Origin of the sequence: Streptomyces sp. adm13(2018) (assembly GCF_008042145.1) — a bacterium.
Lineage (GTDB): Bacteria > Actinomycetota > Actinomycetes > Streptomycetales > Streptomycetaceae > Streptomyces.
This window is the reverse complement of the sequence record NZ_RDBH01000129.1, coordinates 203,038-212,829: the sequence shown is the minus strand read 5'-3', so window position 1 is coordinate 212,829 and position 9,792 is coordinate 203,038. Positions and strand designations below refer to the sequence as shown.

Annotated in this window: 9 protein-coding genes; 2 read left to right on the top strand and 7 right to left on the bottom strand. The window is 72.8% G+C overall.

Features of this window, described 5'->3' with window-relative positions:
* Positions 1-890, bottom strand: an 890-nt coding sequence (locus EAO70_RS17595) for an acyl-CoA dehydrogenase family protein (RefSeq protein WP_148005198.1), incomplete at its 3' end; no start/stop codon positions are given.
* A 126-nt stretch (positions 891-1,016) separates the two neighbouring features.
* Between EAO70_RS17595 and EAO70_RS17590 the strand changes: the two genes are divergently transcribed.
* A complete protein-coding gene (locus tag EAO70_RS17590; RefSeq protein ID WP_148003904.1) occupies positions 1,017-2,342 on the top strand; it encodes a UDP-glucose dehydrogenase family protein in 1,326 nt (441 codons plus the stop codon).
* Positions 2,343-2,389: 47 nt separating this feature from the next.
* On the opposite strand, the gene EAO70_RS17585 is transcribed toward EAO70_RS17590, so the two are convergent.
* From EAO70_RS17585 to EAO70_RS17570, 4 genes are all read right to left on the bottom strand, one after another.
* Positions 2,390-3,169 carry a membrane dipeptidase gene (locus tag EAO70_RS17585; protein ID WP_410091383.1) on the bottom strand — a complete coding sequence of 260 codons (780 nt, stop codon included), beginning with the start codon at positions 3,167-3,169 and terminating at the stop codon, positions 2,390-2,392.
* 291 nt (positions 3,170-3,460) lie between these two features.
* Complete coding sequence (locus tag EAO70_RS17580; protein WP_148003902.1) at positions 3,461-4,714, bottom strand: dipeptidase; 1,254 nt, start codon at positions 4,712-4,714, stop codon at positions 3,461-3,463.
* A complete protein-coding gene (gene purE / locus EAO70_RS17575) occupies positions 4,711-5,208 on the bottom strand; it encodes a 5-(carboxyamino)imidazole ribonucleotide mutase (RefSeq protein WP_148005197.1) in 498 nt (165 codons plus the stop codon). The genes EAO70_RS17580 and purE overlap by 4 nt, the downstream gene beginning before the upstream one ends.
* Before the next feature lie 59 nt (positions 5,209-5,267).
* Entirely contained in the window at positions 5,268-6,407 is a 1,140-nt protein-coding gene (locus EAO70_RS17570) for a 5-(carboxyamino)imidazole ribonucleotide synthase (RefSeq protein ID WP_148003901.1), read from the bottom strand.
* A gap of 188 nt (positions 6,408-6,595) precedes the next feature.
* Here EAO70_RS17570 and EAO70_RS17565 point away from each other — a divergent pair, with 188 nt between their 5' ends.
* The gene (locus tag EAO70_RS17565; protein ID WP_148003900.1) at positions 6,596-7,111 is read left to right on the top strand and encodes a GtrA family protein; all 516 of its coding nucleotides are present in this window, start codon (positions 6,596-6,598) and stop codon (positions 7,109-7,111) included.
* A gap of 70 nt (positions 7,112-7,181) precedes the next feature.
* Here EAO70_RS17565 and EAO70_RS17560 read toward each other — a convergent pair whose 3' ends face one another.
* A complete protein-coding gene (locus EAO70_RS17560; protein ID WP_148003899.1) occupies positions 7,182-8,453 on the bottom strand; it encodes an ATP-binding protein in 1,272 nt (423 codons plus the stop codon).
* A 248-nt stretch (positions 8,454-8,701) separates the two neighbouring features.
* Positions 8,702-9,379, bottom strand: a complete 678-nt coding sequence (locus EAO70_RS17555; RefSeq protein WP_187283934.1) for a response regulator transcription factor — start codon at positions 9,377-9,379, stop codon at positions 8,702-8,704.
* Positions 9,380-9,792: the final 413 nt, after the last annotated feature.

Genomic DNA, 9,792 nt, shown 5'->3' with positions numbered 1-9,792 from the left:
TTCATGGCCATGTCGGCGAGCATGAACTGGACGCCCTGGAAGTCGGCGATGGGCTTGCCGAACTGCTTGCGCTCGGTGACGTAGCCCTTGGCGTAGTCGAGGGCGCCCTGGGCGATGCCGATGGCCTGGGCGGCGATGGTGATGCGGGTGTGGTCGAGGGTCTTCATGGCGGTGGCGAAGCCGGTGCCCTCGGCGCCGATCATGCGGCTCGCGGGGATGCGGACGTTGTCGAGGTAGACCTCGCGGGTGGGGGAGCCCTTGATGCCGAGCTTCTTCTCGGGGGCGCCGAAGGAGACGCCTTCGTCGGACTTCTCCACGACGAAGGCGCTGATGCCCCTGGAGCGCTGGTCGGGGTCGGTGACGGCCATCACGGTGTAGTACTCGGAGACGCCGGCGTTGGTGATCCACCGCTTGACGCCGTTGAGGACCCAGAAGTCGCCGTCGCGGACCGCGCGGGTCTTCATCCCGGCGGCGTCGGAGCCGGCGTCGGGCTCGGACAGGGCGTAGGAGAACATCGCGTCGCCCTTGGCCAGCGGGCCGAGGTAGCGGTGCTTGAGCTCCTCCGAGCCGGACAGGATGACGGGCAGCGAGCCCAGCTTGTTGACCGCGGGGATCAGCGACGACGAACCGCAGGCGCGGGCGACCTCCTCGATCACGATCACCGTCGCGAGCGCGTCCGCGCCCGCGCCGCCGTAGGTCTCCGGGACGTGCACGGCGTGCAGGTCGTTGGCGACCAGCGCGTCCAGGGCCTCCTGCGGGAACCGGCCCTCCTCGTCCACCGCCGCGGCGAACGGCGCGATCTTCGCCTCCGCGAGCGCCCGCACCGACTCCCGGAGCATGTCGTGCTCCTCGGAAGGCCGATACAGGTCGAAATCAGAAGAACCTGCCACTGTCACTCACTCCCACACTTGCTAACTACCGTTAAGTAACCCAAAGCGTAGGGCGTGACCCGGCCCCCGGCCAGAGCACGACTATGCTCGGGCAGGCATTCCGCCCGACGTTCCCTGGAGACCCGCATGGCCCTCAAGATCACCGTGATCGGCACCGGCTACCTCGGCGCCACCCACGCCGCGGCCATGGCGGAGCTGGGCTTCGAGGTGCTGGGGCTCGACGTCGTCCCCGAGAAGATCGAGCTGCTGTCGTCCGGCCGGGTCCCGATGTACGAGCCGGGCCTCGAAGAGCTCCTCGCCCGGCACGTGGCGGGCATCGAGGGTTCGAGCGGCCGGCTGCGGTTCACCACCTCCTGGGAGGAGGTCGGCGCCTTCGGCGACGTGCACTTCGTCTGCGTGAACACCCCGCAGAAGCACGGCGAGTACGCCTGCGACATGAGCTACGTGGACGCCGCCTTCGCCTCCCTCGCCGCGGTCGTCCGCGAAGGGGCCCTGGTCGTCGGCAAGTCGACCGTGCCCGTCGGCTCGGCCGAACGGCTCGCGGGCGTGCTCCCGGAGGGCGTGGAGCTGGCCTGGAACCCCGAGTTCCTGCGCGAGGGCTTCGCCGTGCAGGACACCCTGCACCCGGACCGCATCGTCGTCGGCGTCCAGGGCGACCGGGGCGAGAAGCTGCTCCGCGAGGTGTACGCCGGGCCGGTCGGCGACGGTTCGCCCTTCGTGGTGACCGACTTCCCCACCGCCGAGCTGGTGAAGACCTCCGCGAACTCCTTCCTCGCCACCAAGATCTCCTTCATCAACGCGATGGCCGAGGTCTGCGAGGCGGCCGGCGGCGACGTCGCCAAGCTGGCCGAGGCGATCGGGCACGACGACCGGATCGGGGCCAAGTTCCTCCGCGCCGGCATCGGCTTCGGCGGCGGCTGCCTGCCCAAGGACATCCGGGCCTTCATGGCCCGCGCGGGCGAGCTGGGCGCCGACCAGGCGCTGACCTTCCTCCGCGAGATCGACTCCATCAACATGCGGCGGCGCGGCCAGATGGTCGAGATGACGCGCGAGGCCCTCGGCGGCACCACCTTCCTGGGCCGCCGGGTCGCCGTCCTCGGCGCCGCCTTCAAGCCGGACTCCGACGACGTCCGCGACTCCCCCGCGCTGAACGTCGCCGGTCAGATACACCTCCAGGGCGGCCAGGTCACCGTCTACGACCCGAAGGGCATGGACAACGCCCGCCGCCTCTTCCCCACCCTCGGGTACGCCGACTCCGCCCTCGACGCGGTGCGCGGGGCGGACGTCGTGCTGCACCTCACGGAGTGGCGCGAGTTCCGCGAGCTGGACCCGGCGGCGCTCGCCTCGGTCGCCGCCTCGCGGGTGATCCTCGACGGCCGCAACGCGCTGGACGCCGAGCGCTGGCGGGCGGCCGGCTGGACGTACCGGGCGATGGGCCGCCCGCGCGCCTGAGCGCAGGGGCGGGTACGTACGGGCGTACGGGGCCGTGGGGCGGGCGGTCAGGCGGCCACCGGTCTGATGCGGTTCGTCCGCGCCAGGAACTCCGTCTCCCGCAGCGCGCGCGTCACGTTGCCGTGCGCGAGGCCCACCAGGTCCTGCGCGGACCAACCGCGCCGCAGCAGCTCCGCGAAGAGCGGGACGTAGCCGACGGCCGGGGCGGTGGTGTGGGAGATCCCCGCGCAGTGGGCGCCCGCCCGCTCGCGGACCCGGTCCAGGAGGTCGGCGGCGGCGGCCGGGTCGTCGGTCACCGTCACCATGCAGACGGCGCCGTTCCCGCCGAGAAGGCCGAGGACGTCGTCGGACAGGTCCGCCGGGGCCGCCCGGGTGAGCAGGGCGGGGGCGCGGGTGGTCTCCAGGGCGCGGCGGACCGTGTCCTCGTCGGCGCCGGAGAGGTCCACGGCCAGGCCGATGCGGTTCATCTCCCGTACCGCCGCGCGGGCGAAGCGGTCGAAGAGCGTGAGGTTGACCGCCCGTACGCCCAGGGCGTGGTACGCCCGGAGGGTGGCCGCGGAGGCGCCGAGCGCGGTCCAGCCGACCGGGCCGAGCAGGGCGGCGACGCGGCCGCAGTTGCGGGCGTGGGCCATCTCGGAGGTCGTCTGCGCGAGGCGCAGGTGCTCGGGGCAGCCGGCGACGAGGGCGCGGACGGCGTCGATGCGGCGCAGGGTCCCGACGACGCTCGCCGGGTCCTCGCCGGGTCCGGCGTGCAGCCCCCAGAACTGGGCTCCCGCCTCCGCCGCCCGGACGGGCGGGAGGTCCTCGGGGTCGAGGGAGGCGGGCAGTTCGGTGTGGCCCTCGACGACGGGCTGGGCGGCCAGGAGGGCGCGGGCGCGGGAGGTCTCGTCGAGGGGGGCTCCGGGGGCGGGCCGGGCTGTGGGGCATGCCCAGGCTCCGGGCCGTGCCCGGGGCTCCGGGGCGGCCGGACCGCGGGGCGGGCCTGGGGCTCCGGTGCGGCCCGGGCTGTGGGGCCCTGCCCAGGCGCCGGGGCGGCCCAGGCGCCGGGAAGACCCGGGCCCGGTGCCGTGCCCGGGCGGCGCCGTGCCCGGGCTCCGGGCCGTGTCCGGACGGTGTCGTCAGGCGGTCGGTGTGTCCAGGGCGTCGATCGTCGCGTTCGACGGGGCCGTACGGCTCCGCAGGTCGCGGGCGACCGCCTCCGCGTCGCGCAGGACGCGGACGCTGTTGGACCAGGTCAGCTTCGCCAGGTCCGGGCGGGACCAGCCGCGGTGCAGGAGCTCCGCGACCAGGTTCGGGTAGCCGGCGACGTCGTCGAGCCCGGCCGGGGTGAAGGCCGTGCCGTCGTAGTCGCCGCCGATGCCGATGTGATCGATGCCGGCGGCCTCGCGCATGTGGTCGAGGTGGTCGGCGACCGTGGCGGCGGTGGCGATCGGCCGCGGGTTCGCCTCCTCGAAGGCGCGGTGCAGCTTCATCGCCTGGGCCGTGGTGTCGAGGTGGTCGAAGCCGTGCGCCCGGAGGTTGTCGTCGGCCCGAGCGGTCCACTCGACGGCCGCGGGGAGGATGAACTTCGGCACGAACGTGGCCATCGCGACACCGCCGTTGGCGGGCAGCCGCTCCAGGACGTCGTCCGGGACGTTCCTCGGGTGGTCGCAGACGGCCAGGGCCGAGGAGTGCGAGAAGATCACCGGCGCGACCGAGGAGTCGAGGGCGTCCCGCATGGTCGTCGCGGCCACGTGCGAGAGGTCGACGAGCATGCCGGAGCGGTTCATCTCGCGGACGACCGCCCGGCCGAAGGCGGACAGCCCGCCGACGCGGGGCGCGTCGGTCGCCGAGTCCGCCCAGTCGTTGTTGTCGTTGTGCGTGAGCGTCATGTACCGGACGCCCAGGGTGTGCAGGGCGCGCAGGGTGGCGAGGGAGTTGTTGATCGAGTGGCCGCCCTCGGCGCCCTTGAGGGAGGCGATGCGGCCCTGCGCGCGGGCCGCCTCCATGTCGTCGGCGGTCAGCGCCGGGGCGAGGTCGCCCGCGTACCGCTCCAGGAGCTGGTCGACGACGTCGATCTGCTCCAGGGTCGCGCTGACCGCGTCGTCCCCGGTCAGCCGGCAGGGCACGTACACCGACCAGAACTGGGCGCCCACGCCGCCGGCCCGCATCCGCAGCAGGTCGGTGTGGAGCGCGCCCGTCTGGTCCGCGCCGATGTCCAGCCGGTCCAGGTCGTAGCGAACGTGCTCGCGCAGCGCCCACGGCAGGTCGTTGTGGCCGTCCACCACCGGGTGCGCCGCGAGGAGTTCACGGGCCTCGGCGAGGCGGTCGGCCGCGGTGCCCCAGGTGTCGCGGTCGGCCGCGGTGCCGAAGGCCCGGTCCGCGGCGCTCACTTGGCGAAGCCGAACGACTCCGCGCCCTCGACCCTGGCCCGCAGGCGCGTGCCCTTCTCGGTCGCCTGGGCGTTCAGCTCCTGCTGGAACTCGCGCATCCGGTCGAGCAGTTCGGGGTCGTGCGCGGCGAGGATGCGGGCCGCGAGCAGGCCCGCGTTCCGCGCGCCGCCGACGGAGACCGTGGCGACCGGCACGCCAGCCGGCATCTGCACGATGGAGAGCAGCGAGTCCATGCCGTCGAGGTACTTCAGCGGCACCGGCACGCCGATGACCGGCAGCGGGGTGACCGAGGCGAGCATCCCGGGCAGGTGGGCCGCGCCGCCCGCGCCCGCGATGATCGCCTTGATGCCGCGGCCCGCGGCCTCCTCGCCGTACGCGATCATCTCGCGCGGCATCCGGTGGGCGGAGACGACGTCGACCTCGTACGGGATCGCGAACTCGTCGAGGGCCTGCGCCGCGGCCTCCATGACGGGCCAGTCGGAGTCGGACCCCATGACGATGCCGATCACGGGGGCGGTGGTGGTGCCGGGGGCGGTGCCGGGGCTCGTGCTGCTCACTCGGTGATCGTTCCTCGCAGGTAGCCGGCGGCGTGGCGCGCGCGCTCCAGCACGTCGTCCAGGTCGTCGCCGTAGGTGTTGACGTGCCCCACCTTGCGGCCGGGCTTCACGTCCTTGCCATACATGTGGATCTTGAGCTGCGGGTCCCTGGCCATGCAGTGCAGGTACGCGGAGTACATGTCCGGGTAGTCGCCGCCCAGCACATTGCACATCACGGTCCACGGCGCGCGCGGCCGCGGGTCGCCGAGGGGCAGGTCGAGGACCGCCCGGACGTGGTTGGCGAACTGCGAGGTGATCGCGCCGTCCTGGGTCCAGTGGCCGGAGTTGTGCGGGCGCATCGCCAGTTCGTTGACGAGGATGCGGCCGTCCGTGGTCTGGAACAGCTCGACGGCCAGGTGGCCGACGACGCCGAGCTCCTGCGCGATGCGGAGGGCCAGCTCCTGGGCCTGCCCGGCGAGCTCGTCGTCCAGGTCCGGGGCGGGGGCGATCACCGTGTCGCAGACGCCGTCGACCTGACGGGACTCGACGACCGGGTAGGCGACGGCCTGGCCGTGCGGGGAGCGGACGATGTTCGCCGCGAGCTCGCGCGCGAAGTCGACCTTCTCCTCGGCGAGCACCGGGACGCCCGCCAGGAAGGGGTCGCGGGCGTCCTCCGGCGTACGGACGAACCAGACGCCCTTGCCGTCGTAACCGCCGCGCACCGTCTTGAGGATGATCGGGAAGCCCCCGACCTCGGCGGCGAAGGCCGCCGCGTCCCCGGGGTCCGCCACGATGCGGTGCCGGGGGCTCGGGGCACCGATCTCGTCGAGCCTCGCGCGCATCACCCCCTTGTCCTGGGCGTGCACCAACGCGTCGGGCCCGGGACGGACGGGGATGCCGTCCGCTTCGAGGGCCCGCAGGTGCTCCGTCGGGACGTGCTCGTGATCGAAGGTGATCACGTCACATCCGCGCGCGAAGTCACGCAGCGTAGCCAGGTCGCGATAGTCGCCGATGACGACCTCGCTCACCACCTGGGCCGCAGAGTCCTGCGGGGTGTCACTGAGCAGCTTGAACTTGATGCCGAGGGGGATGCCCGCCTCGTGGGTCATACGGGCGAGCTGACCGCCACCGACCATGCCGACTACCGGGAACGTCACCCTCTTAGGGTATCCGCACCATCGGTGAACACTCGTCCGGCTGTGGTTTGACACAAGAACGGTGCCGGTGGGACAGGGGTCACCAGGCGGTTTACCAGGTACACGGGCGGGTGACAGGAGGGCTGGTTAGCATGGACGGGTTGACGTCACCCGGACGTCTTCCCGACGGACGGGACAGAGCGATCACCATGAGTGAACCCGGCGCGCTGCGCACGCGACTCGACCTGCTCGCCCGCGAGGTCGCCAAGTTCGGGGTGGTCGGCGGTCTCGGCGTCCTGGTGAACCTGGGCGTCTTCAACATCGTCCGGGGTGCCACGGACATCCCGATGGTCCGGGCCAGCCTGATCGCCACGGTCGTCGCGATCGTCTTCAACTACGTGGGGTTCCGCTACTTCACGTACCGCGACCGGGACAAGTCCGGACGCACCAAGGAGATGTCGCTGTTCCTGCTGTTCAGTGTCGTCGGCATGGTCATCGAGAACGGTGTGCTCTACGCGGCGACGTACGGCTTCGGCTGGGACGGCCCGCTCGCGAGCAACTTCTTCAAGTTCTTCGGCATCGGGATCGGGACCCTGTTCCGCTTCTGGTCGTACCGCACGTGGGTGTTCCGCGCGCTGCCCGCGAAGGAGGCGGTGCAGACCGCCGAGTCGTTCCTTGAGCAGGCGCCGCGTCAGCCGAGCCGGCGGCAGCCCGACCGCGTCTGAGCGCCGGGCGGCAGCGCGGGCCGCGCGGGCGCTGACCAGCGCTCGCGACGCCGGGCCGCGTGGGCGGCGGTCAGCGTACGGGGCGTTCCCGCTGGCCCTCCGCGACGCTGCGGCCCTCCCGGCCCAGGAACAGGGCGAAGACCGGCGGCTGCTGCTGGACCAGCTCCAGCCGCCCCCCGTCCGCCTCCGCGAGGTCGCGGGCGACGGCCAGGCCGATGCCCGTGGAGCTGCGGCCGCTGACGGTCCGCTCGAAGATCCGCGCGCCGAGGTCCGCCGGCACGCCCGGGCCCTCGTCGCTGACCTCGATCACCGACTGGTTGCCGGTGACGCGGGTCCGCAGGGCGACCGTGCCGCCGCCGTGCATGAGCGAGTTCTCGATCAGGGCCGCGAGGACCTGGGCGACCGCGCCCGGGGTGCCGACGGCCCGCATCCCCTGCTTGCCCGAGTGGACGATGGCCCGTCCCGCGCTGCGGTAGGCGGGCCGCCACTCCTCGATCTGCTGCTTGATGACCTCGTCCAGGTCGAAGGCGACGGCCGAGCCCGTACGCGGGTCCCTGGAGTTCGTCAGGAGCCGCTGCACGACGTCCGTGAGCCGCTCGACCTGGGTGAGCGCGATCGTCGCCTCCTCCTTGACGGTGTCCAGGTCGTCGGCGAGCGCCACCTCCTCCAGGCGCATGGAGAGGGCCGTGAGGGGCGTACGGAGCTGGTGCGAGGCGTCCGCCGCGAGCCGGCGCTCGGCGGTGAGCATCCGGGCGATGCGCTCGGCGGAGGCGTCGAGGACGTCCGCGACGCGGTCCAGCTCGGCCACCCCGTACCGCTTGTGGCGGGGGCGCGGGTCGCCGGAGCCGAGGCGCTCGGCGGTCTCCGCGAGGTCGGTGAGGGGGGAGGTCAGCTTGTTGGCCTGCCTTACGGCGAGCAGGACGGCGGCGATCACGGCGAGCAGCGCGACCGCGCCGATGATCATGAGGGTGCGGCCCACCTCGGCGGTGACCACCGAACGGGACTCCTCGACGACCACCTGCTCGCCGCGCTCGCCCTCGGCGACGCCCCGGGTGACGTCGCCCTCCGGGCGGGTGCCGATCTCGATGGTGTCGCGGCCGGGGATGTGGATCTGGGCGTACCGCTTGGCGCCGCTCTGCTCGGACAGGATGTTCGGGTTCACCGGTTCGCCGCCGATGAGCCGGCTGTCCACGATCGAGACGATGCGGAGGGCCTCCAGGTCCACGCTCTCCTGGGCGCTGCTGGAGATGGTGCGGGTCTCGACGACGACGAGCGAGAGGCCGAAGACGCCGATGACGACGAGGACGACGGCGAGGGTGGAGTTGATGAGGCGGCGACGCACGGCTGCCCTCCGGGCGGGGACGGTGACGCCTCAGAGCGTACGGGGCGCACCGGCCGGAACGACCCGGGTTCGGGGGCGCGCCCGGGCCGGCGGATCACGGGGCTGCGGGGCCCGGAGCCGTGGGGCCCGGGGCCGTGGGACCGTGGAGCCCGGGGCCGTCGGAGCCCTGGCCGCCCCGGCCGTCGGGCCGCTGCCGTCGGGCCGTCAGGCCGCCCGGGCCCTCGGGCCCTTGGCGTCCGGCCCGGGCGTCAGCTCTTCTCGAAGCGGAAGCCGACGCCGCGGACCGTCGCGATGTAGCGCGGGTTCGCCGCGTCGTCGCCGAGCTTCTTGCGCAGCCAGGAGATGTGCATGTCGAGGGTCTTCGTCGAGGACCACCACGTCGTGTCCCAGACCTCGCGCATCAGCTGGTCCCGGGTGACGACCCGGCCCGCGTCGCGGACCAGGACCCGCAGCAGGTCGAACTCCTTGGCCGTGAGCTGGAGCTCCTCCTCGCCCATCCAGGCCCGGTGCGACTCGACGTCGATCCGTACGCCGTGGGTCGCCGGGGCGACGACGGGCTCGGTGGAGCCGCGCCGGAGGAGGGCCCGGACGCGGGCGAGGAGTTCGGCGAGCCGGAACGGCTTGGTGACGTAGTCGTCCGCGCCCGCGTCGAGCCCGACGACCGTGTCGACCTCGTCGGCGCGGGCGGTGAGGACCAGGATCGGGACCGCGTGGCCCTCGGCGCGCAGCCGGCGGGCGACCTCCAGGCCGTCCATGCCGGGCAGGCCGAGGTCGAGCACGACCAGGTCGACGCCGCCCTGGAGGCCGGCGTCGAGGGCGGTGGGGCCGTCCTCGCGGACCTCGACCTCGTACCCCTCTCTGCGGAGGGCGCGGGCCAGCGGTTCCGAGATGGAGGCGTCGTCCTCGGCGAGCAGTACACGGGTCATGGGGTGATGGTAGTCCGGACGGGTACCGGGTCGGGGCATGATCCTCCGGGACCGGAGAAGCCCTGGAGATCCTGTGGGCATCCTTCATACGACCTTCGAATAACCTCCCGTGGTTGCATCATCACCTGTGATCCATCTCTCAAGTCCTTCCATATCCGGCACTGTCGTGTCGTATGGTGGCTCGACGTCTGTAGCGGTAATCGGGGACCTTTGGCCAGCTTCGCGGGTCGAGGTCCTCTTCTGCGTGAGGTCGGCACAGCCGAACCTTGAGGACAGTGAATGACCTGTGGGCCGGGTCCCGGGGCGCGACGACGCAGCTCCCGGGGCGTGGATCCCGGCGGATTCCCCGTGGCTCCGCCGGTGCCGGCCTCCCCCACCGGGCGCACCACGCTCACAAGGCGAGCGTCCCGACA

What these genes read in the sequence shown, in the direction of transcription:
- EAO70_RS17590 (WP_148003904.1), top strand. Translation starts at nt 1,017, where the DNA reads ATGGCCCTCAAGATCACCGTGATCGGCACCGGCTACCTCGGCGCCACC.
- purE (WP_148005197.1), bottom strand. Translation starts at nt 5,208, where the DNA reads ATGGGGTCCGACTCCGACTGGCCCGTCATGGAGGCCGCGGCGCAGGCC.
- EAO70_RS17565 (WP_148003900.1), top strand. Translation starts at nt 6,596, where the DNA reads ATGAGTGAACCCGGCGCGCTGCGCACGCGACTCGACCTGCTCGCCCGC.
- EAO70_RS17555 (WP_187283934.1), bottom strand. Translation starts at nt 9,379, where the DNA reads ATGACCCGTGTACTGCTCGCCGAGGACGACGCCTCCATCTCGGAACCG.